A 23,270-nucleotide genomic window follows, 5' to 3' on the forward strand; every position below is an offset into this window, starting at 1 on the left:
TAAAGCCCAACATTCCGATATAAGAAGAGTGTTAGGCTTTACAGCCCAACCTACGCTTTTTTTATTACTGCACAGGCAGCGCTTCTTTTTCTGTGAGTGCGGCGATGATATTGGAAAAAATGGTATCAACGCTGCCAACGCCGCTTACCTTATGGAATCGAGGAGCCAGAGGATTGTTGGTTTTTGCCCATTGTTGATAGTAATCAATTAATGGTTCCGTCTGCTGATGATAAACTGCAAGCCGATTTTTTACTGTATCTTCTTTATCATCATCACGCTGAACTATAGGCTCACCGCTCACATCATCGATGCCGGCTGTTTTAGGCGGGTTAAATTTAATGTGATACACACGCCCGGATGCCAGATGCACCCGTCTGCCGCTAATGCGGTTAATAATTTCACTGTCAGGAACAGCAATCTCGACAACATGATCAAGCTTTATTCCAGCTTCTTTCAAGGCATCGGCCTGTGGAATGGTGCGTGGAAAGCCATCAAAAAGAAAACCATGCTGGCAATCAGGCTGTTGTAAACGCTCTTTGACCAGGCCGATAATAATATCGTCAGAAACCAGCTTGCCGGCATCCATTATGGCCTTTGCGCTTTTACCTAATTCCGTTCCCGCAGCAATAGCCGCTCGCAACATATCCCCGGTTGAAATCTGTGGGATTTTAAAATGACTTATTAATTTTACTGCCTGGGTGCCTTTGCCGGCACCTGGGCCGCCTAGTAACATCAAACGCATTCGCTGACTCCTGCTTTATTCAATCGTTAATCGTACCGTTTCTGAACACAAATGTCATCAGGCCTGTTAATTTAACCGCAACGGCTTAACTGTGCCTGATAGATCTGGGCACGCGCCTGAACCTTTCTTGCCACTTGTTCCAGCCAGGGTTTTTGTAAATAAGTCTGACGCTGATAGCCGCCTACGCCCTCATGGTAAGCTAAGTATAGACGATATGCGTCGGTACGGGGAATACCCGCCTGACGATTAGCCATATTTGCATACCAGCCGACAAAATCGACCGCATCAGTAAAATTATCCCGCGAGGACATAAAACCGCCATCAGTCTTCTTATAATGATCCCAGGTTGATTTTAACGCCTGAGTATAACCATATGCAGTAGATGGCCGTTTCCAGGGAATAATCCACAACAGCTTGGTGCGCGGCGGTTGAGCTGAACCATCAAATTTTGACTCCTGATGAATAATCGCCATCTGCACTGGTACCGGAATTTTCCACCGTCGGGCTGAATCCTCAGCATCCAGACGCCAGTTTGGGTACTGCCTGAAAATACTGCATATATTATTAACATCACGCGGCGGTTTGGTTGCACAGGCCGTTAATAAAGTAATCAGACATAGGAGTAATATACGATTAAACTTCATTGTGTTCCGTCAGGTAAATTTAAATTTGGCGTATTAGTAACAAAAAAACGATAAAATGGAAACTTTTTTATTATGAGGATTTTTTAATAGATTATAAATCTGACTACACGTTAATAGTTTAACCATGTTACAATAAAATAATTATAATCGAGCTTTGCAAAGCGATTGATAAAAGGAAATAACAATAAAACATGAGTGTATTAGTATTTGATATTGAAACCATCCCGGATGTCAAGGCAGGCAAGGAGTTATACAACCTGGAAGCGTTATCGGATGTAGATGCGGCCAATGCCATGTTTGCATTGCGGAGAGCTAAAACCAGCAGTGAATTTCTTCCGCATTATCTGCAAAAAATTGTTGCGATTTCACTTGTGTTGAGTCAGGGACAACAATTAAAAGTCTGGTCTTTGGGGGATGAGAATTCCGATGAAAAAGATTTAATTAACCGCTTTTTTAGCGGCCTGGAAAAATATACGCCAACGCTGGTGAGCTGGAATGGTAGCGGTTTTGATTTACCGGTATTGCATTACCGCTCGCTGGTTCATGGCATCAGCGCTCCGGCCTATTGGGAAACAGGCGAAAACCAGCCGTCATTTCGCTGGAATAACTACCTGAGCCGTTACCATTATCGTCATCTGGATTTAATGGATGTATTGGCTGCATATCAGAATAAAGCGTTTGCTCCGCTTGATGATATCGCTACCATGCTTGGCTATCCAGGTAAAATGGGTATGAGCGGCAGCAAAGTATGGGAACAATATAATGCGGGAAATCTGAAAAGTATTCGTGATTACTGTGAGACAGACGTTTTGAATACTTATTGTGTTTATCTCCGCTTTGAATTAACACGAGGCCAGTTAACTTATCAGGAATATGAAAATAAGCTGGATTCATTAAAAACCTATCTTGCTTCAGAAAAGGACAAAAACCACCTACAGGAGTTTGTAAGCAGATTTAAGCAGTAATAGAAATTTTATTGAGGTTATTAACCATGTCAGACAATCAACATTCATACAATCTACTGAAGGTCCAGACTAATAGCCGTTTTTTTGTTGCCATATGTAAAAGGGTTAGCAATAAACATTCTTTTGTTTGTTTCGGTGTTGAAATGAATGGCGAGGACGTAATCCTCGGAGCGTATGGAAAAACGATTGATTTTGAGGGTTCAGGGATTAATCCTGATGCCAGTAATAGTATTGGTGCATTTTTCAGAGATTGTCTGTTATTCGTCAAACCTGGTAATAAATATACTTTAGCTAATGAAAACATTGAGCCACAGTGGAAATATCGATTCAGCTACAAAGCCCACCCTTCGAATTATGAGCAATATCTCAAAAATATCGATTACCTCGATAAACTCTCCTCTTCCCGTACTGATAATTTTTTACTTAGCGCCTTTGTGCCAGTCAGTGAAGTATCCGGGAACGGAGAGGTGGTTATGGCCTGGAGAAATTTTGAAGATCCCCCTGGAACAGGAACGGATTTCAGCCAGGATTATAAAGTTCATTACGATTTTGGTTTTGATAATAACTGCCGTCATAGCGCTATCGCGTTAACGAAAAAGAGCACCGGGCTTCAAGATCTTGGTCCGGGTGTATCAGAAAAATTTTTCAAAAAAATGCCATTACCCGGCTACCTCTTTGGCGGCGCCATATCAGGAGAGCAAGCGAGGCCAATATTGATTCTCCCCTTTTCGCCGGCGTTATTATTAAATCTTGATGCTGAAAAACGTAAAGTCGCGGTAAAACTATATAATCGGCTTGAGGAAATGATCTTAATAGCTGGCAAAAATCCGGTTACTGATAGGAAATTTCTTGCGATCAGAGATTTGTATGAAAAAATAACGCAAGACAATGAGATTAATATGCCTGCCGTTATTGCTGATTGTTTTGAGAAAAACAAAATTCTGATTTCAACTCATAGACGATTTCATTGGTGGCAAAAAACTAAAACTGAGAAAATGTTTAATGAATTAATGCCTCCTGAAACACCAAATTTATAATAAAAGAGCGTTGGGCTTTACAGCCCATAGCCGTCAAGTTAAGGAATTAAATTTCTATATTCCACAATATCGTTCGGGCTGAGGAAGCGCTTTAGCGCTGTCTCGAAGCCTGTGGTACAGTGCCACGCCTTCGAGACAAATGCTCCGCATTTTCCTCAGGCCGAACGAATATGGACTGTAAAACACATAGCAGTCAGTTAAGGAATTTTGTATATTTACTATTCTAATTTCCTATGTACCGCGGCTTAGCTTGACGGCTATGGGCTTTTCAGCCCAACACTCATTAAATGCTACTTTTTGCAGAGGTTATAGATTGTTTTCTTTCTTCCAAATCTATTAAATCAAGCTGAGTAAAAATAGAGGGAGCAAGCCTTATAGCTTCACTAACATTACTATAGCCACGTATACAGGCTATAGCTGGCGCAGTAATATTCGAATTTACCAGTGTCTCTCTAATTTCTGTAGCGTTAAAGCGAAAAGCATCCCCGCGTGCATGAATGGTTGCCTCATGTTTAAAAAATGCTGATTTACAGAGAGCTTTCAAAGAAGGCACTTGTCTTTCTTTTAATTGTTGTTTTATGACCTTCTCTTCGGCAGCAATCGCTACCTCAAAATTGTTTTGCGAATAGGCTATTTTCACCAGCTGCTTCAACCAATCGGAATTGGAGTGCGATTCACAGCAGGCTTTCAGATCGTTTAACGCGCCAACAATATTCTTTTGTTGCAAATAAACCTGACTTCTTTCGTAAAGAAAAAAAGGGTCTTTGGGTTTCCTGATCAAGAGATGGTTTAACTCATTGAGCGCCTCATCAAGCCGTCCCATTTTCCTATAAACGACTGCACGGTTTTTCAATGTAATCATATCTGCTGGCGCCAGTATTAACGCCTTATTGATGTCATCCAGCGCTTTATCAAATTGACCTATTGCCCCATAAACGGCCCCTCGCGTTCTTAAGGAATAAACATCTGTCGGTGTTTTCTTTAACACCTCGGTCAAATCAGTCAAAGCCAGTTGAAATTCGCCCATTCTCCAATAAGCGGTTCCTCGGGCATTTAAGACATAAGGATTTGTCGGCGCTTGTTTTAACGCCTCCTTGAAATCAATCAGAGCCAGTTCATATATGCCCATCATCCGATAAACATCTCCTCGGGCTTGTAAGGAAATAACATCGGTCGGCGCGTATTCTAATGCCTTATTCAAATCAGTCAGCGCCAATTCTAATTGGCCCTTCCTCCGATAAACTTCTCCTCGGGTTCTTAATACAGAAAGATCTTCAGGCGCACCTTTATACGCTTCATTCAAATCAATCAAAGCCAGATCAAGTTTGCCTTTCATCCGATAAAGGTCGCCTCGGGCTTGTAAGGCAAAAGCATCTGTCGGTACTTGCTTTAATGCCTCAGTCAAATCAGCCTCAGCCAGATCCAATTTACCCATCAACCGATAAGCGTCCCCTCGATTTTTTAAGGCGAACTCATCGGTCGGGGAATATTTTAACGCCTCATTCAAATCAGTCAGAGCCAGTTCATGTTTGCCCATCATCCGATAAACGTCACCTCGGGTTTTTAAGGCAAAAACATCTGTCGGCGCGCCTTTTAACACCACATTCAAATCAGCCTCAGCCAGATCAAGTTTTCCCATCAACCGATAAACATCCCCCCGGTTTTTTAAGGCAAGAACATCTGTCGGTGACTTGGTTAAAACATCACTCAATATGACCAATGCTTCGCTAAATAGCTTATTATTTGCAAGGTCACGAACCCGTTTTTCTAACTCAAGAGTAAATTCAGAATTTATTTTTGCTCTTTTTTGCGGCAGGATATTTTTGTCATTACGATTTTGTTTAGGCACAATACAACTCCATTACGAGGACATAATGACACATTGTACCTCATATTGACTCGTATGCATACAGTTTAGGCATGAAATGTTGTCGCTTACTTCAAAAGCGTAGGTGGGCTGTAAAGCCCAACACTCCATTTCCCGCCAGGTAAACCTTGATTAATTGCTACTTTTTGCCAGGGGTTACATATTGTTTTCTATCTTCCAAATCCATTAAATCAAGCTGAGTAAAAATAGAGGGAGCAAGCCTTGCAGCTTTGACACGAGAGCAAGCTATAGCTGGCGCAGTAATATTCGAATTTACCAGTGTCTCTCTGATTTCTGTAGCGCTAAAGCGAAAAACATCCCCGCGTGCATGAATGATTGCCTCATGTTTAAAAAATGCTGATTTGCAGAGAGCTTTCAAAGAAGGTACTTGCATTTCTTTTAATTGTTGTTTTAAGAGCTTTTCTTCAGCAGCAATCGCTACCTCAAAATTATTTTGCGAATAGGCTATTTTCACCAGCTGCTTCAACCAATTGGAATCAGGATGCAATTCACAGCATATTTTCAGATCGTTTAACGCGCCAACAATATTTTTTTGTTGCAAGTAAACTTGACTTCTTTCGTAAAGAGAAAAAGCATCTTTTGGATTCTTGTCCAAGAGATGGTTTAACTCATAGAGCGCCTCATTAAACCGCCCCATTTTCCCATGAACGACAGCACGGTTTCTTAATGTAACCACATCTGCGGGCGCCTGTTTTATCGCCTCCTTGATGTCATCCAGCGCTTTATCAAATTCCCCCATTTCCCCATAAACAGCACCTCGGGTTCTTAAGGAATAAACATCTGTCGGTACTTGCTTTAACGCCTCATTCAAATCAGTCAAAGCCAGTTGTAATTTGTCCATTTTCCAATAAACGTATCCTCGGTTTTTTAAGGCAAAAACATCTGCCTGCTTGTGTTTTAACACCTCTTTAAAGTCTATCAGAGCCAGTTCATATATGCCCATCATCTGATAAACTTCCCCCCGGATTAATAAGGCAAAAACATCTGTCGGCGTTTGCTTTAACGCCTGATTCAAATCAATCAGGGCCAGTTCCAGTTTGCCCATTTTCCAATAAACGTACCCTCGGGTTTTTAAGGCAAAAACATCTGTCGGCTCTTGCTTTAACGCCTGATTCAAATCAATCTCAGCCAGTTGAAAATGGCCTCTTTCTTGATAAACAGCCCCCCGGACTCTTAATATAGATCCATCTTCAGGCGCGTATTTTAACGCCTCATTCAAATCAGTCAGAGCAAGTTCATATTTGCGCATTTTCCAATAAACGTACCCTCGGGTTTTTAAAGCAAAAACGTCCGTCGGCTCTTGCTTTAACGCCAGATTCAAATCTATCTCAGCCGCTTGAAATTTTTCCATTACCCGATAAACTTCCCCTCGATTTTTTAAGGCAGAAACATCTTCCGGGTTGTATTTTAACGCCTCAGTCAAATCAGTCAGAGCAAGTTCATATTTGCCCATCATCCGATAAACTTCCCCTCGAATTTTTAAGGATAAAACATCGTCCGGCTTGTATTTTAACGCCTCAGTCAAATCAGTCAGAGCAAGTTCATATTTGCCCATCATCTGATAAACTTCCCCTCGGTTTTTTAAGGCAAAAAAATCGTTCGGCGCATGTTTTAATGCTTCAGCCAAATCAATCAAAGCCTGTTCAAATTTGCCCATAGCCCCATAAACCGCCCCTCGGAATGTTAAAAAAGCCAAATCTTCAGGTGAATGTTTTAACCCCTCAGTCAAATCAATCACGGCTTGTTCAAAGTTTTTCCTTTCGCGATGAACCATAGAACGGAACTTAAGGGCGATAGTATCTGTGGGTGAATGGGTTAAGACATCATCTAATATCGTCAAGGCTTCACTATATTTCTTATCGTTCAAAAGGTTAAAAACTTGATTTTGTAACTCAACACTAAATTCATAATTTTTTTTCGCCTTCTTTAACGGCTGAGCGCTTTTGTCATTACGTTTTTGTTTGGGCACAATATAACTCCATTACGTGGATACAATGCTCTATTATAATTTAAATCGACCCTAATGTACATATTTTATACATTAATATCGCTTTTACCCAACAAATCGATCTCGCAGATGAGGATTAAATCATAAGAAATTTAAAAGTAAAAAACACTTAAAAAAAGTAAGTTTTAGGAGTAAAATATAAGCAACAATTTTACGGATAAATAAAATAAAATGCCTCACCCAATAACCAGCTCACTTACTATCAACAAGGGTAATCAGTTTTTTATAGCAATATGCAAATACGTTAATCTTCGACACAGTTTTGTTGTCGCCGGGGTGCAAGCTAAAGGAGAGCACATATTACTATGTGCTTTTGGAAAGTACTTCGATATTGAAAAGATTGCTGAAAATACGCCGGAACATTTACGGCAACAGGGAAAACTCGACATTGGTTTTTTTGATATATTAGCATTTGTTTTTAACCAAAAGAGCCTGGAAAGCAATTTAATTAATGAACCGTTTCTCTATATAGAAAATGATGCGCAAAACGCAGAGCAGCCACAGAATATCAGTTACAAAGCTCTCGATATATCCTATCAGGAGTATCTGCAATTTCTTTATAAGCTTAAAGAAATTACCAGACATGCCCCGGATATGCAATTGGAAGCATTGATCCCCGATAAAAGCATCGAAAAAGGCGATGAGGTTACTTTGCGTTGGCGTCCTCTTTCCGCTTTGCAAAGCACTACTAGAATGAACACTACCAACCTGAATATAAATAGTTATTATAAATTGAAAATGTGTAATACTTGCCGCCATAGCGCCATCTCATTGGTTACAGAAGCAAGAGGCACAGGCCCTGGCGTATCGCCATATTATTTCAAAGAATTGCCGCTTGAAACAACCATTTATGCCGGCAAAATGGGTAGTTCGGATAAACCATTATTAATTCTTCCAACACTACCGCCATCAGATTCCGAGCTGAGTACTAATAAGCGCTCGATTCTTGAGCGCCTGTATCAGCGGCTGGAGCGTATTATTTTAATTGAAAACCAGCATCCTCTGACTTATAGAAAATTTATGCAATTTTATAAACTCTATCAGCACCTGTCAGCAACAAAAGCCTCTACTCTTGATTCTTTTTATAGGACACTGCAACAATTTTATATCCAAAATAAAGAATTACTGGAAACCCATCGTAAACCCGGTTTTTTTAACTCAATGAAGGTAACTGGATCAGTGCTATTGTTCCAGGAGTTTGAACAGGAAGCAAAGGCGGTTTTGTCAAAGCAGACAATTTAATTGTTTTTTTAATACTAATGCATCCTCATAACCTGCATCATCATTATAGTAATTCTGTTTATATCCATCGTGCTCAAATCCCAGCTTTTCATAAAGCTGGATAGCCGGGGCATTACTTACCCTCACTTCAAGAATAACCTGTTCTATCGCCGGTTTTGGTAAAGACTCAATCAGTTCTGTTAGCAGCCTTTCACCTATCCCCTTGCGTCTATATTCTCTATCTACACATAAATTAAGAACGTGGCAAACATTCAGGACACGTCGGCTAATAATGTAACCAATCAATTTGGTGTTCTCTGCCAGCCCTATTACTTTACAATCAAACCCGATCAGCAGACAGCCAATCAGAATCTCTCTGGTCCATGGCGTAACATGTCCCTCTTCTTCCATTAAATAGACTTGTTCAATATCATGTAGCATCATTGGTCTGGTTATATACATTGCAAATACAATTAAGAGATTGATATTTAATTATTTAGCTTCCGAAATCATATTTTGCAAGGTAATATTAAAGAGACTTCAGGTGCTGATCAAAAAACAACACTATTATGAAACTGAATGAACTGGTTGATTTACTTGACAAACTTTTCCTTGCACCTGATACAGACATTCTCAATGTTGCTGAAAAGCTTATTAACCCTCTGGATGACCCACAATTAAAGAAAATATCAGGGCAACAATCTATCCCTCTGCTCTATGAAGCAATCCTGGATACCCTGCTTCTAGCTAATACTAATAACATGGCCATAACTCCGGGAGAATGGGGGAAAATAGCGCATTATTTTAATCTGTACTTTTCGCGGCTTCTAAATTGCAATCAAACAGACGCTATAAATTTTTATCAAAAAAACGCTATTAATATTAATGAGCTGGCTCCCAATATCCAATTTTTATTAAAGCCGATTGAACAGGCTGCCGAGAATAAACAAATTGACTTTGCTCCACTCGCCATCACAGAAAAAAATCCCGGACAAATTATCCTTTTGGGCGAAGTATTGGTCACTGAACCAGAAAAATTTGCTCAATTTCTAGTATGGCAACTCGAATATGTTGATGAAGATTATGTACTGACATCAGGAATTCTGCACCAATTTATAAAGACCTATATCCCTGAACTTAGTAAAGCCCCTAACCCGGTAGAAGAGTTTTATCAACAATTAGTAAAGGATAATCCCAATAAGCCTCGTATTAGCAATTTAGTTCAAAAAGCGCGCGCAAGCTGTTGCCCTCAGGCGCCCAGATATTTATTGAGCGGTGAAGAGGTAAATTATAAACTCCAGGTTCAGGAAGCGAAGCCACTGGAATTTTCCTATACCGAATCTCTGGAGAATCTGGATAACCTTGCTGATTACTTCAGTGAATATTTTTTTCTTCAGCTACTTAACCAACGTAAAACACCTGAGCGTGACGAGTTATTGCAAAACTGGATTAAAACCTCCCCAAAAGCGCAATCCTTAATCCCGTATGTGGTTAGCTCACTTGTTCACAACCGGCAAAATCAAACCGATAAGTTATTATTGCGTATTGCCGCCCTTACAAGTGATGAAATAGTCCGCAGTTTAATGGCGCAACACAGTTCCATGCTTCATTTGTTATTATATAAAATAAAATTGGTCGATCAGTTAACCCAGGATCAGATCCAATTGTTATTTACTAACCTGGCCGAAATTAATGACGTCTTTGAACGTATTTCTCAAATGGTTGCCCTGTATCGGGCACTAACCAGGTATAAACCCCTGTTTACACTCTCTATTACTCAACCATTATTGGACCAGCTTTTTCAAAACCCTGAATTGGTTTGTAGTGATGATCATTTAATCCATTTTCTGAAAAATAATAAGTTATTAATGGAAGAAATTCAAAGAAATCAATTGCTGGATTTCATTTCATTTTTTAACTTGTCTTTATCAAATATTAATTATCTTGATTTTTCTTACGATACATGGAAGCAAATAGAACAAACCTGGCGGCAATTATTACCCGAAGCAGAGCTTTACCGTCGGCTGAACCTATATTCAAAATATCCATTAAACACAGAGCGGTTAAAAGCTTACGTGATGTATTACGCGCTCACCTCTCCTGTTCAGGTGAATCTTTACAGACTGTTACTACGTCTTACGCCCCATAGTAACGATATTGATCGCCGCCAGCTGTTAACGGAACTTATCCAGCATTCCTTCAGAACCCCGGCACAGCAAACAGCGCTCATATTGCTGGAGTTACATTATTGTACTTTTACCCTTGATGAAGCCTTCTTTTTATTATTGAACGCCATAGAGGATAAAGATTCTGCATTTGCCTGGTTCTTTCTGAAAAATTATAAATTTAGCGATATACAATTCAAAAAAATATGGCGAGAGGTCATCAAATCCGAAAATCTTCCTTTAATCAGGGAACTGTGCGAATCCCCAGACTGTAATCAGCCTTCTATTGAGCTACTGGATATGGCTCTGGACTATGCACTGAATAAAGGTTTGCCAAAATTTGTTGATTATTATTTTGAATACCGCATAAAAACCACCACTGGCAATTATGTTCCCAACCCGGTAGCGGCGTTAAAAAAAATGGTAGCCTATGATAAGAGGCATGAAAATTATCTGAAAATTATTACTAAACTCTGTAATCTACTGGATAGAACACCCGAAAACAAAAAGCTGCTCGCCGACACGCTAATAGAAGCCGTTAGGTCAAATCATAAAGGTCTGGTAAAAATTCTCTGCGAAATCAATACCAGCAATCGACTAGAACCCTCTGATATTCTGGCCGCGATCCAGCTGGCAGTATCTCCGGATGAGCGCATTAATATCATTCCCAGCTATCCGTCTTATCCACGAACCATTACCAGTACCTATGGATATGCCATATTTACTCATCTGACTTCACTTACTGGAAGATTGGCTCCGTCAACCGAGGAACTCAATCAGATTTTTTTTGATGCAATCAAACATGCTATCAATTTACGAAAATCCCATTGGTATATTTTTTTATGCAAAAAACTTGATAACAAACAGCTCCAGCAAATCCTGGAAACCCTGTTAATTGATGCCATAACCTCAAGACATCCACACAATATAAGCCTTTGCAAATGGGTTCTTGAACAAAAAAGTCATTACCCAAGCCATAGCACGCTATCTAATATATTACCTGTTGCAGCGCGCCTGGGCCAGATAGATATTGTTCGAGTGTTATGTACAGATGGTGTATGTTATCCAAAAGCTGATGTGCTCGACAAAGCATTAGCCATCGCGGTTGCGGCCAAAAACAAAGAACTTGTACAATTATTCTTCACATTTATGAAGCCCTGCCAACCGTCAATTGAAGCCATGACTACTACATTGGATCGGATAAGTGCTGACCGTGATATGGCAGATCTCTGCGGTTTAATGCTAGCCATCAGAGCGTCTAATCAGCCGGCCCAAATTGAAGATTTTGCAAAATTGATTGAGAAACATTACAGCAAAAAGAAAAATAAGGACGGTTCTTTACCTTTAGCTGAAAAATTCAGACAAGGACAGCTATCTGCCCAGGATACATTTACAGAATTACTAAACTACCTCGACAGGAAATTCAACCACTATTCCTTTTTGAGATCCAATAAAGGACATTTTAAAATACTTGCAGCGGATCTACTGCTTGAAAAGTATAACCCGATCAGGTGTTTGCTTAAAATTACAGGCACAGACACTGATACTATCGAGAAGGATTTAATGGGTAGATGCAGGCATAACAAATGTAGCCAGCAAGCAGAGAGTGGAGTGTTGGGCTTTACCGGCCATAGCCGTTCGGCCTGAGGAAAATGCGAAGCATTTGTCTCGAAGGCTTGGCACCGCGCCCAAGGCTTCGAGACAGCGCTAAAGCGCTTCCTCAGCCCGAACGATTTGTGAAATGCGGAAATTAATTCCTTAATCTGACGTGTTGTAGTTACCCCTCAAACATGTTAATTGTTGTTAATTAATAATTTTCCAATCCTGATAGTGCAAATGCCAGAATTCCGCGCCCTTTCCAATTTTACCATGCTGATGCTCGCATCGTTCGGCGGCTTGCTTATTGGTACAGCTGTAGCAGGCGTGAGAACTGCTGTCGGCTATGTTCAAACCCTTCTCTTCGGCATGGATATTAACAGTTACGGTGCCGATGCTGTTGCTGGTTGGCGTATTATGGCCGTCACGCTGGCAGGAGGATTGTTTTTAGGCTGGTTACTGGTTATCGCTGGACGCTTTAACAAACTGGCGATAGTGGATCCGGTTGAAGCCAATGCGCTTGAAGGCGGTAAAATGTCTTTTAATGACAGCATTATTCTGGTTGGTCTTTCGATTGTCTCAATTACCATCGGCGGATCAGTAGGTTTTGAAGCGGCAATGACCCAGCTTGGAGCTGGCACATTAAGCGCTGTTGGCCAAAAACTTAAACTTGGCCGACGCGATCTCCGTATTCTGGTTTCTGCAGGAACAGGCGCCGGGCTTGCAGCAATATTTGGCGCTCCTCTTGCCGGCGCTTTCTATGCCCTGGAGTTAGTTATTGGCGGGTATGCCATGCGTGCGCTTATGCCTACTATAGTAGCCAGCGCATTAAGCAGTCTGATGATATTTATTCTGATAGGCAACCAACTCGACTTTCCGGTATCGGGAACCGGCAACCCGACCCTCTGGCATTTTCCGCTTGCCCTGCTCCTGGGTTTTTGTGCGGCGATAGTTGGAATAACCGTCATGCGAGGTACAACGTCATTTGATGATTTATTAAAGAAAATCCGTATGCCCGCCATGCTTAAACCGCTAACAGGCGCAGCCCTGCTTGGCCTTACTGCATTAATTGCACCCGAAGTCATGGGGCCAAGTCACGCAGGCATTAAAGCCATTCTTGCCGGCCACGAACCGGTTAACCTGCTGGCATTATTATTGTTATGTAAAATTATTGCTTCCATAGCCTGTGTCGGCTCGGGTTTCAGAGGCGGCCTTTTTTCTGCCTCGCTATTTCTTGGCGCAGCCATGGGATGCCTGATTTATAACCTGCTTATTACACCGCTTTTTGGTTCTTATATTTCACTTGAGCTTTGCGTAATAGCAGGCATGGCAGGTGTTGCAACATCCATTATTGGTACGCCTATCGGCATTGTTTTACTGATGATTGAAACGGCTGGATTGCATACCGGTGTAGTCACCGTTGCAATTACAGCCATTATTGCCAGCCATTTCACCCGGCAGTGGTTTGGTTTTTCCTTTTCAACCTGGCGCTTTCATATCCGAGGTAACGGTTTATCCGGCCCGCAAGATATCGGCCGGCTCAGGGCGCTTAAATTTTCTGATCTGAATCTGGAACAAATTCCCCGGATTAATGAAGCCACGCCCTTAAAAACTGCCGCTGAGATTGCCGTCAACCAAAATTCAGCATTGCTGGCTGTCAATAAAGAAGATAGCCGGTTTGCCGGCCTGGTCTGGCGGCATCGGTTGCTGGAAGAAATTACTCGAGGCAGGGAATGCTCATTGTCTGAGTTACTTGAAAAACCCAAGCTGGTGGTTGAAAAAGACGATGCCATTGCCCCCTGCCTTGATTCATTAAACAGGAATATCAACAGTGAAGTGGTTGTGCTTGACCAGGAAGGACGTTTGTATGGCCTGGCTTCAGAAGCGGAAATTCTGCTTCGTTATCTTAGCGAGATTCAGGCAGCGGTTAATGATGAAGTGGAGTTGAAAAGTAAAATCTGATCCAGCAATAATGTAGGTTGGGACCAGTTCCCTACGTACTGCGGCTTGTCCGCGGTATCCATGATACAGAGTGCGGGATTTAGTATCCAATGGATGCCGCGGACAAGCCGCGGCACGTAGAAATCGGGGCTTAGCTTGACGGCTATGGGTCAAACGACCCAACCTACAGCCAGCGTTTGAATTTAAAATACTTATAAGGTAGCCAGGCTGATAATCCCATTAAACCCAAGGCAATAAAATACCCCCATTTCGATGAGAGTTCAGGCATATACTGAAAATTCATGCCATAAATACTGGCGATTAAAGTTGGAGGTAGAAAAATTACGGCGGCTACTGAAAAAATTTTAATAATGGCATTCTGCTCAATATTAATCATGCCCAAAGTCGCATCCAGCAGGAAATTCACCTTATTCGAGATAAAATTTGCATAATCGCTTAACGAACTTAAATCCTTATTTAAATTCGCCAACCGCAATTGCCCTTCTTTATCAATTCGGGCATCAGCCGACTGCCAGAAAAAAGCGATTAATCGGCCAAACGTCACCAGGCTTTCCCGGGCTTTGGTATTTAAGTTGCTTTTTAAACCTATATTCTGCATAACCGCTTGATAATCGGGACGTTCTTTCGACTGGTCATGTTGAAAAATATGGTTAGAATAAGCATCAAGTTGATGACCAACCATTTCAAGAATGTCTGCAAGCCTGTCAACGGTCGCTTCCAGCAAAGCGATAAAAATATCAATGACCTGGCAATCTGCCTTATGAGAGCGGGTTAAATAGTTACTGAATAACTTAAAGGCCTGAGGCTCAATATAGCGAATAGTTACTAACTGGGTCTGCGTCAAAGCAAAGGTCACCGCATCAAACTTGGGATCTGGCGTGTCGGATTGGGCCACCATAGTTGCAGTCATATATAAAGTATTTTTTTCAATATACAACCGGCTGGAAACTTCGATTTCACGCATTTCCTCGCGGGTAGGAATTTCCAGAGCGCCATGGCTCTCTACCCAGCCTTCTTCTTCGGGCGTCGGCGACAGCATGTCTATCCACAATGCATTTTTTAGCAATGCCACATTAGAGGCATCAATATTCAGTGGTTTAAAACCATGGCTGGCCAGATAAACAGTTATCATAAATTACCCAACCTCAATTCTCTCAACTTCTCACCAATATCCGCAGCCCTCATCAGACTTTCACCAATTAAAAAAGTATTGATATGATGCTCCAGCATTAATTTAATATCACCGCTGGAATTAATCCCGCTCTCGGTAATAATAATCCGATCTGCTGGTATATCAGCTGCAAGTTCAATGGTAGTATTTATATCCGTTACAAACGTATGCAAGCTGCGATTATTAATGCCAATTAAGGGCGTGGGCAACTTCAGTGCCCGCTCCAGCTCCTGCCGCGTATGACTCTCAACCAGTACAGCCATGCCTGACGCCTGTGCCAGTTGGCAATAATCCATCAATTGATAATCATCAAGCATATCAACGATTAACAAGATGCAATCGGCTCCCAGCGCCCTGCTTTCATGGATTTGATAACTATCAATAATAAAATCCTTGCGTAAAACCGGTAAGGTAGTATTCTTTCTGGCAATTTTCAGATTATCGCTATGTCCCTGAAAAAATTGGCTGTCCGTGAGTACAGACAAACAGCTGGCGCCATTCTGCTGATAAATTTTTGCGATGGCCGCTACATCAAAATCTGTCCGGATAACGCCTTTGCTTGGAGATGCCTTCTTAATCTCGGCAATAATCGCCGGTTTTTTCCCCTGCAGCGCACCAACAAAATTTCGCGGCTCATGACTAATTTCTTTCAGTTGCTCCAAAGACTGCCGCTCTTTTAACAGAGCCACTTCCTGCTTTTTATGCTCGGCAATTTTGGCAAGTATACTGTTCATAACCGGTCGCTTCCTCTTAATAAACTTAAGCATGCTTAAAGACTTTGACTAAATGCCTTCAGTCTGTCAAATAGTTCTTTTGCACGGCCGCTATCAATTGCGTCCGCTGCGCACAAAACACCCTCCTCCATCGTTGCCGCAATATCAGCACAAACTAACGCTGCAGCTGTATTCAGCAATACGATATCCCTCGCCGCGCCCGACTGGCCCGCCAGAACTGCATTAATCAATTCAAGACTTTTGGCAGATGAGTCAACAATTACGGCATCAAGGTTCTCGTGGTCACAATCATAGCGTTCAGGCTCAATAGTCCATTGCCTGATTGTTCCGCGATCATATTCGAGCACGTCGCTTACTGCCGCAATGCTTGCTTCGTCAAGCCCGTCACGCGAAGTGATAACCATGCAACGCTCACTGCCCAGATTAACCAATACCTCCAGCAAGGGCTGCTGCCAGCGTTTATCAAAAACACCAATAACCTGACGCTTGACCCTGGCCGGATTAACCAACGGTCCTAACAGATTAAAAAAGCTGCGGACTCCCAGTTGTTGTCTGGCTGTTTTGGCCTGTTGTAATGCCGGGTGAAAGTGTGGGGCAAACAAAAAACACAGGTTGTGCTGTTTAATACACTGCTGTAATTGCTGCTCGTCCAGCTCTAATCGGATTCCTGCCTGGGTCAGCAAATCGGAGCTTCCGCTGCTGCTTGAAACCGAGCGGCTGCCGTGTTTGGCTACTTTTGCGCCCGCTGCTGCGGCTACAACACTGCTTACGGTTGAAACGTTAAACGTATTTTTACCATCCCCGCCTGTACCGACAATATCAATCAAGTCATCGCCCAAATCAACTAGACGGGCAAAATCAAGCATAGTTGAGGCTGCAGCGGTCAGCTCATCAACCGTTTCACCCTTCATGCGCATTAAAGCCAGAAAAGCGCCCAGCTGAACATCAGTCAATTCACCACGCATGCAACTCTGCATCAGTTGCTCCATTTCTGAACCTGTCAAATCATTGCCAGCAATTAAATGCTCAAAAACCTGTTTAATATTCATCATTTATAAACCGCGCCAAAAGTTGTATGCCATAGTCGCTTAAAATTGATTCCGGGTGAAATTGTAGACCAAAAACCGGATAATCACGATGAGCTATTGCCATGATGACCTCGCCTGCCCAGGCATCGATGCGTATACAGGCTGGTAAGGTATCGCCTGCTATCGCCAGCGAATGATACCGCATCACATTAAACTGCGCTGGCAAAGTGCGGAATAATCCTTCGTTATTATGGCTTATTAATGACGTTTTACCATGAAAAATCTCATTTGTCCGGTTTATTGCCGCCCCGAAAAACTGCCCAATGCATTGATGTCCAAGACAGATCCCTAAAATGGGTAACCGTTGATAAAACCGCTCTATGACTGGCAGCGAAATTCCCGCCTCATCAGGACTATTTGGCCCGGGGGAAATTACAATCCGCTGCGGAGCCAGGTGTTCAATGTCTTCGAGCGTTATCGCATTGTTAGTATAAACAGCTACATTTTGATTCAATTGCTGGAAATACTGCACCAGGTTATAGGTAAAGGAATCATGGTTATCAATCATTAACAACATGGTCAACTCTGCTAGAATTTCTGGTGAATGAATGTTGGGCTTTACAGCCCATAGCCGTCAAGTTAAGGAATTAAATTTCTACATTTCACAACATCGTTCGGGCTGAGGAAGCGCTTTAGCGCTGTCTCGAAGCCCGTGGTACAGTGCCAAGCCTTCGAGACAAATGCTCCGCATTTTCCTCAGGCCGAACGGGTATGGCTTTTATAGCCCGTAGCTTGACGGCCATAATAAATATTTTAAAGCTCGAATTCCTCTCCGAGATATACCGCTCTGACTTGCTGATTAGCCAACACCGCGTCCGGGCTGCCTTCGCATAAAATCCGTCCCTGACTGACGATATAAGCCCGGCTGCAAATATCCAACGTTTCCCGGACATTGTGATCCGTAATCAGCACGCCGATATTTTTATCGCATAAATGTGAAATAATGCGTTTGATATCGAGTACCGAAATGGGATCAACCCCGGCGAAAGGTTCGTCTAGCAAAATAAATATAGGTTCAATCGCAAGCGCCCGGGCAATTTCAACACGTCGGCGCTCACCGCCGGACAGACTCATACCAGTATTTTTGCGTAAATGACCAATATGAAACTCTTCCATTAACTGCTCAAGCTTCTGTTTACGTTGTTGATTATCAAGCTCAGGCCGTAATTGCAGAATAGAAAAAATATTGTCTTCCACAGACATTTTACGAAAAATCGATGCCTCCTGCGGCAGATAGCCTATCCCCATCCGTGCCCGCTTATGCATGGCGGCCGAGGTAATATCTACATTGTCCAGCATTATCTGACCATAATCACAGGATTGCAGGCCGACTATCATATAAAAACAGGTTGTTTTACCAGCGCCGTTAGGACCCAGCAAGCCCACGCATTCTCCCCGATTAATCGCAACGGAAACATCACTGACTACAGTTCGGTTTTTAAATGATTTTTTCAGGTGGTGTGCTGCCAATTGGGTCATATTTTTTTCTCAGGGTGAAAAATAATTACAGTACGGGCAGTTGCGCTGCTTTCTGAAACGATATGTTGCTTAAGGGTATTGTAGGAAATTTTAGGTGCGCTGAACGAGTTCTCGCCCTGGATCACCCGGGCATCGCCAACCAGTTCAACCAGATTTTTTTCCGGATAATACTTTATTTCCTGAGCATAAGCATGCAATTCCGGTTTGTCGGCTGCTGTTTTAGTCCAGAAATGCGCCGGATTCTCTTTATTGCCATAGGCTACTGCGTAAGTCAGTTTGTTCTGCTCATTTCCTTTTGTTATCGCCTTTTCGGCGCGTAAGTGAGTAGTTCCCTGATCAAATTGCACGTTACCGGTATATTCGCCTTGATGCAGCTGCTGGTTTAAATCAGCGTTATCTGCTGACAATTGGGCTATTTGCTGGCGATCTTCCGGTAAGGCATGGGCAAGATTGCCGAATACAATCTGCAGAATAGCTATCGCCAGTAATCTACGCGTGTTCAGGATCATAAACTGCCCTTGCTTTTCCTAATAATTCAACCCGTTTTTCCGCAAGCCAGGCATTCATGCCATTCGCCTGGACTACGCTGCCAGGCTGCTCAAAAACTACGGCGGATGATGTCATTGCCAATTTTTTTTTGGGGAAATAATCAAGTACATCTGTTTTAAACGTGCTTTCAGCCGTGCGCTCGCCTTTAGCCTGATGAATATAAACCTCATCAATAAAGGTCACCTTGCCGCCGCCCTGAATCGATTTTGCTGTTCTGGCCCGGATTTCCCAGGGTGGCTGGTCAGCGGTCTGGGTTACAATAATATACGGTCTTATCAGTAAGTGAGTATTATTTTCCGGTATATGTTCCATTCGCGGGCTAACCAGTGAATTGGCAATTTGCCCCTGCTCATCAAACTGCCTTACAGTCAGGCCGGTAACAATGGTATCTGCAGTCGTGGCAAGCGTCTGATCGTCAAGCCTGATAGCAGCAGGCGCACTGGCAAAATACCAGCCCGAGCAGGCCAGGGCAATTAATGCACAAAAAAGCCATATTGCTTGCCTTACTGCATTCATGATTGGAAATACTTTTCAAGCGCCTGCTCATATTTCCCCTGGGCAGCAAGAATTAACTCACAAATTTCCCGTACAGCGCCTCGCCCGCCATGCCCTGCCGTAATCCAGTCGGCAAATTCCTTGACCTGGCTAACCGCATTTGAAACAGCGATACCAAGACCAACCTGCTTAATCAGCGGCAAGTCCGGCAAATCATCGCCAACATAGGCAATTTCATCCAGCTCAAACCCTAACTTTTCTTTCAGTTCGGCAAATGCCTGACGCTTGTCAACCTGGCCTTTAAAATATAAGTCTATCCCTAATTGCTGCATGCGATGATCAATGACTGCGTTTCTGGCGGTAGTAATAACAGCCACACGGATATCGGCGGCCATAAGCATTTTTAATCCCATGCCATCCTGCACATTGAATGCCTTTAGCTCATTACCTGTATTATCCATGTAAAGCAGGCCATCAGTGAGAACACCATCGACATCACAGACCAGACACTTAATTTTTTTTGCTTTTTCAATCAGGTTATTCATCTTTTCTCACATAAGTTAAAAAACACCGGCGCGAAGCAAGTCATGCAAATGGATAACTGCAACCGGGCATTTTTTGTCATTAATAACAACCAGCGACGTGATGCTGAATTTCTGCATCTGGGCAAGCGCCTCAGCGGCAAGCATGCCGGGAGTCAGTGTTTTGCAATTATGGGTCATCACTTTCGTCAAAGGCGTTGTATTAATATCAAGATTTTGGGTTAAGGTCCGGCGCACATCGCCGTCAGTATAGACGCCTGTTAAAATGCCATGCGAATTCACCACACAGGTCATTCCCAGCTTTTTGGCGGTAACTTCGATCAACGCTTCGCTGATCGTCGCGTTCTCATCCACAACGGGGAGTTGCTCGCCTGAATGCCAGAGCTCGTCAATTTTCAACAACAGACGTCGCCCCAGCGAGCCGCCGGGATGCGAGAGAGCAAAATCCTGCTCGCTGAAACCGCGGGCCTGTAACAAGGCAATAGCCAACGCATCGCCCATGACCAGAGACACTGTAGTACTGGTAGTCGGCGCCAGGCCAAGCGGACAAGCTTCTTGCCTGATACTGATATCAAGATTAATATCTGCTGTTTTAGCCAGTATTGACTCCGGGTTTCCGGTCAAGGCGATCAATGGCACTTCAAGGCGCTTCAATAACGGCAACAAGGTGACAATTTCATTGGTATACCCTGAATTGGATATGGCGATTACAGTATCCAGAGGGGTAATCATGCCCAGATCACCATGGCTGGCCTCGCCAGGATGCATGAAGAATGCCGGCGTGCCTGTACTGGAAAGGGTTGCAGCAATTTTATTGGCAATATGGCCTGACTTTCCCATACCGGTCACTACGACCCGCCCCTTGCATTCCAATAACAACCGGCAGGCTTGTTCAAAGCGCTCGTCAATGCGTTGGGTCAGCTCAAACACTGCCTGGGCTTCTGTTTCAATAACAGCTAAACCTAATTTGCAAAAATCCATGGTTCAACAGAACTTCAATCAAATGTCGCAGCAGTGTAGCATATACCTAATAACCTTGGAAATGCCAGGAAGAGGATCAGGGACATATTTCAAATACGTCCTCCGGGAAAATCGGTTCCTGTTGCTTTTGCATCGACTTCATATCCTGCAAAGCAGATCTATATTGCGCATACAGACCATAATTACAGCTGGTTGTCGCCGCTGTTTTTTTCCAATAATTATCAAATTCAACCCGATTCTGAGGGTAAGTTATCTGTTGCGGATAAGAAACCATAAAGCTATTCATGACATCATGCAAAAATCTTTCTTCAAATAAAGTACACCTTTTGGGCTCTATCTTAATAACACCCTTATTATCATTTTCCGTTTTGAGAGAGCAGTTATCCAGATTAATGGCTTCTTGCGCCAGTTCCAGAATTAAATCACGAACCTTATTAGCCTCAGTCATATTGCCTGTTAACTCAACTGCAGATACACGGGGATTATTTCTATTACGAATATGGATATTAATAGTCGTATTGTTGTATTTTATTACATGTACTGGCATTCTATTTATCCTATCGGGAATTATTGCGCCCAAAATAACAAACAAAAGGCAAGATGTAAATTGAATGCTAAATTTAAGTAAATCATAGGCAGGAGTAACTCCCCACGTCATCCCGAGTGCAGCGAGGGATCTCCCTTGTACGTGCCGTTTTTTGGAGATCCCTCGCTGCACTCGGGATGACGGGGGGAGTTACAGACAGGATTGAATGTTTGAATAACCTACAATTCTTGCATTTTATTGTATTCACGCCATTCAAAATCGATATAGTCTTGCAAGAGTTTTTTAATTTCTTCCTGAACACCGGCCAGTGTGCTGTATTCAGTATGAAATTTGCGGGGTAATGCATCGCGGCTTTCATCCATTAAACATACGGCATAGCCGTCGGCCCTGTACAGGTTACTGGTATTTTTTACCGGTTCCACGTTATATATGATTTTAAAACCTTTATAAACGTACTCAGCCATTGTTCGTCCTTATCAGGTGCATAATTGTATACCTGTTATCTAGTATAGACTGATTAATTACTACTTAAAAACTCCTTCGAATATTACTTGCCAAAGTTATCAGGCTAAACCGTGCGAAACGCTTTAACCACATGCCGCCATCTTTCTGGCTGCCGCTAGCCCAGCCAGCCCAGAATGTTGACAGGAGAGACACTGCCAACATCAAATCATTGCTGGTAATAATATTCCGGAAATACTCTTTATGTATCTCGTATTCCTGTTGATTCAACCGAACTTCCCTCGCTGTCTTTTCGATCTGTGCCGCCAAGGTTGTTATCGTGCTCATCGTTTTCCATCCTTATTTTACTATCTGCCAGACAAGTGCGTGTTTTTTCAAAGCTCAAATTGCGTATTTTGCGTTTTAAACAAAGCATTGCTATTAACAACAGTGCTATGTTAACTCCAAATACCAGTTCGATACTTAGCAAAGTCTGCCCGCCGGTATAATAAAAACTGATGTAAGCAAGCAACGCCATTGCGCTGAACCAGACCGTCACCAACAATACCAGCAACCATACCAGATTAACCAATAACGGGAAAACCGTTAATCCGGCCAGTTTCGCTTCAAGCCGGAATAATGCCCAAATTCCTTTAACTGCATTAATCCTGGATGACACCAGGCCATCCAGATGGTCAATCAACTTCATTTGCTTCTCAATAAAGAAGCAAGGATAAAACCTACACCACCAGCTACCAATATCGATGTCAATGGTCTTTCCTTCACGTTTTCAATCAGGCTGTCGCAAACTTCTTTTACAGTATCCTGAGCCTCATGAACTCGTTTTACGCCTTCCTCATAAAGCTCGCCTGCTTTTTCTTTAGTCTGGTGATATAAATCGTCTGCTTTTTGTTGCGCCTGTCTGGAAACATCGCTAACTTTTTCTTGACCGCTTTCAACTTTTGATTTTATTTCATTTACATTGCCTGGATTATTCATGGTAACCTTCCTTATT

At 42.6% G+C, this 23,270-nt stretch carries 23 protein-coding genes; 5 read left to right on the forward strand and 18 right to left on the reverse strand.

Going from position 1 to position 23,270, the window contains the following annotated elements:
• Nucleotides 1-64 precede the first annotated feature (64 nt).
• The gene (gene adk, locus ACFORL_RS00930; protein ID WP_382340184.1) at nt 65-742 is read right to left on the reverse strand and encodes an adenylate kinase; all 678 of its coding nucleotides are present in this window, start codon (nt 740-742) and stop codon (nt 65-67) included.
• A 71-nt stretch (nt 743-813) separates the two neighbouring features.
• A complete protein-coding gene (locus tag ACFORL_RS00935) occupies nt 814-1,386 on the reverse strand; it encodes a transglycosylase SLT domain-containing protein (RefSeq protein ID WP_382340187.1) in 573 nt (190 codons plus the stop codon).
• Nucleotides 1,387-1,577: 191 nt separating this feature from the next.
• Here ACFORL_RS00935 and ACFORL_RS00940 point away from each other — a divergent pair, with 191 nt between their 5' ends.
• Together ACFORL_RS00940 and ACFORL_RS00945 are read left to right on the forward strand one after the other, a co-directional pair.
• The gene (locus ACFORL_RS00940; protein WP_382340189.1) at nt 1,578-2,351 is read left to right on the forward strand and encodes a 3'-5' exonuclease; all 774 of its coding nucleotides are present in this window, start codon (nt 1,578-1,580) and stop codon (nt 2,349-2,351) included.
• 26 nt (nt 2,352-2,377) lie between these two features.
• Nucleotides 2,378-3,388, forward strand: a complete 1,011-nt coding sequence (locus tag ACFORL_RS00945) for a hypothetical protein (RefSeq protein WP_382340191.1) — start codon at nt 2,378-2,380, stop codon at nt 3,386-3,388.
• A 283-nt stretch (nt 3,389-3,671) separates the two neighbouring features.
• Here ACFORL_RS00945 and ACFORL_RS00950 read toward each other — a convergent pair whose 3' ends face one another.
• Together ACFORL_RS00950 and ACFORL_RS00955 are read right to left on the reverse strand one after the other, a co-directional pair.
• Nucleotides 3,672-5,237 carry a tetratricopeptide repeat protein gene (locus tag ACFORL_RS00950; RefSeq protein ID WP_382340193.1) on the reverse strand — a complete coding sequence of 522 codons (1,566 nt, stop codon included), beginning with the start codon at nt 5,235-5,237 and terminating at the stop codon, nt 3,672-3,674.
• A gap of 157 nt (nt 5,238-5,394) precedes the next feature.
• Complete coding sequence (locus tag ACFORL_RS00955; protein WP_382340195.1) at nt 5,395-7,245, reverse strand: tetratricopeptide repeat protein; 1,851 nt, start codon at nt 7,243-7,245, stop codon at nt 5,395-5,397.
• Nucleotides 7,246-7,455: 210 nt separating this feature from the next.
• Between ACFORL_RS00955 and ACFORL_RS00960 the strand changes: the two genes are divergently transcribed.
• Nucleotides 7,456-8,526, forward strand: coding sequence for a hypothetical protein (locus ACFORL_RS00960; protein ID WP_382340198.1), 1,071 nt, complete (start codon nt 7,456-7,458; stop codon nt 8,524-8,526).
• On the opposite strand, the gene rimI is transcribed toward ACFORL_RS00960, so the two are convergent.
• On the reverse strand, nt 8,509-8,949 hold the full coding sequence (rimI, locus tag ACFORL_RS00965; RefSeq protein ID WP_382340201.1) for a ribosomal protein S18-alanine N-acetyltransferase: 441 nt from the start codon (nt 8,947-8,949) through the stop codon (nt 8,509-8,511). The genes ACFORL_RS00960 and rimI overlap by 18 nt on opposite strands.
• A 125-nt stretch (nt 8,950-9,074) precedes the next feature.
• On the opposite strand from rimI, the gene ACFORL_RS00970 reads away from it, so the two are divergent.
• Both ACFORL_RS00970 and ACFORL_RS00975 read left to right on the forward strand, forming a co-directional pair.
• The gene (locus tag ACFORL_RS00970; RefSeq protein WP_382340203.1) at nt 9,075-12,317 is read left to right on the forward strand and encodes a hypothetical protein; all 3,243 of its coding nucleotides are present in this window, start codon (nt 9,075-9,077) and stop codon (nt 12,315-12,317) included.
• Nucleotides 12,318-12,506: 189 nt separating this feature from the next.
• Nucleotides 12,507-14,228 carry a chloride channel protein gene (locus ACFORL_RS00975; RefSeq protein ID WP_382340205.1) on the forward strand — a complete coding sequence of 574 codons (1,722 nt, stop codon included), beginning with the start codon at nt 12,507-12,509 and terminating at the stop codon, nt 14,226-14,228.
• Nucleotides 14,229-14,391: 163 nt separating this feature from the next.
• Here the strand turns inward: ACFORL_RS00975 and ACFORL_RS00980 are convergent, their stop codons facing one another.
• The 13 genes from ACFORL_RS00980 to ACFORL_RS01040 all read right to left on the reverse strand — a co-directional run bounded on the left by ACFORL_RS00980 (nt 14,392) and on the right by ACFORL_RS01040 (nt 23,254).
• Nucleotides 14,392-15,360 carry a magnesium transporter CorA family protein gene (locus ACFORL_RS00980; protein WP_382340207.1) on the reverse strand — a complete coding sequence of 323 codons (969 nt, stop codon included), beginning with the start codon at nt 15,358-15,360 and terminating at the stop codon, nt 14,392-14,394.
• Nucleotides 15,357-16,133: an indole-3-glycerol phosphate synthase TrpC gene (trpC, locus tag ACFORL_RS00985; protein WP_382340208.1), complete on the reverse strand. Its 777-nt coding sequence runs from the start codon at nt 16,131-16,133 to the stop codon at nt 15,357-15,359. The genes ACFORL_RS00980 and trpC overlap by 4 nt, the downstream gene beginning before the upstream one ends.
• A 35-nt stretch (nt 16,134-16,168) precedes the next feature.
• Nucleotides 16,169-17,182 (reverse strand): anthranilate phosphoribosyltransferase, encoded by a 1,014-nt coding sequence (gene trpD / locus ACFORL_RS00990; protein ID WP_382340842.1) that lies wholly within the window; start codon nt 17,180-17,182, stop codon nt 16,169-16,171.
• The gene (locus ACFORL_RS00995; protein WP_382340212.1) at nt 17,172-17,738 is read right to left on the reverse strand and encodes an anthranilate synthase component II; all 567 of its coding nucleotides are present in this window, start codon (nt 17,736-17,738) and stop codon (nt 17,172-17,174) included. Before ACFORL_RS00995 ends, trpD begins: the two co-directional genes overlap by 11 nt.
• 236 nt (nt 17,739-17,974) lie before the next feature.
• Nucleotides 17,975-18,700, reverse strand: a complete 726-nt coding sequence (lptB, locus tag ACFORL_RS01000; protein WP_382340214.1) for an LPS export ABC transporter ATP-binding protein — start codon at nt 18,698-18,700, stop codon at nt 17,975-17,977.
• A complete protein-coding gene (gene lptA / locus ACFORL_RS01005) occupies nt 18,697-19,209 on the reverse strand; it encodes a lipopolysaccharide transport periplasmic protein LptA (protein ID WP_382340216.1) in 513 nt (170 codons plus the stop codon). The genes lptB and lptA overlap by 4 nt, the downstream gene beginning before the upstream one ends.
• Entirely contained in the window at nt 19,190-19,765 is a 576-nt protein-coding gene (gene lptC, locus ACFORL_RS01010) for an LPS export ABC transporter periplasmic protein LptC (protein WP_382340218.1), read from the reverse strand. Before lptC ends, lptA begins: the two co-directional genes overlap by 20 nt.
• Nucleotides 19,762-20,289, reverse strand: a complete 528-nt coding sequence (locus ACFORL_RS01015; RefSeq protein WP_382340220.1) for a KdsC family phosphatase — start codon at nt 20,287-20,289, stop codon at nt 19,762-19,764. The genes lptC and ACFORL_RS01015 overlap by 4 nt, the downstream gene beginning before the upstream one ends.
• Before the next feature lie 15 nt (nt 20,290-20,304).
• Entirely contained in the window at nt 20,305-21,267 is a 963-nt protein-coding gene (locus ACFORL_RS01020; RefSeq protein ID WP_382340222.1) for a KpsF/GutQ family sugar-phosphate isomerase, read from the reverse strand.
• Between the two features lie 76 nt (nt 21,268-21,343).
• Complete coding sequence (locus ACFORL_RS01025) at nt 21,344-21,814, reverse strand: hypothetical protein (RefSeq protein WP_382340224.1); 471 nt, start codon at nt 21,812-21,814, stop codon at nt 21,344-21,346.
• Between the two features lie 218 nt (nt 21,815-22,032).
• Entirely contained in the window at nt 22,033-22,278 is a 246-nt protein-coding gene (locus ACFORL_RS01030; RefSeq protein WP_382340225.1) for a hypothetical protein, read from the reverse strand.
• A 239-nt stretch (nt 22,279-22,517) separates the two neighbouring features.
• Nucleotides 22,518-22,964, reverse strand: a complete 447-nt coding sequence (locus ACFORL_RS01035; RefSeq protein ID WP_382340227.1) for a hypothetical protein — start codon at nt 22,962-22,964, stop codon at nt 22,518-22,520.
• On the reverse strand, nt 22,961-23,254 hold the full coding sequence (locus ACFORL_RS01040) for a DUF883 family protein (protein WP_382340229.1): 294 nt from the start codon (nt 23,252-23,254) through the stop codon (nt 22,961-22,963). The genes ACFORL_RS01035 and ACFORL_RS01040 overlap by 4 nt, the downstream gene beginning before the upstream one ends.
• Nucleotides 23,255-23,270 lie beyond the last annotated feature (16 nt).

The sequence above is a fragment of the Legionella dresdenensis genome (assembly GCF_042649825.1).
Lineage (GTDB): Bacteria > Pseudomonadota > Gammaproteobacteria > Legionellales > Legionellaceae > Legionella_C > Legionella_C dresdenensis.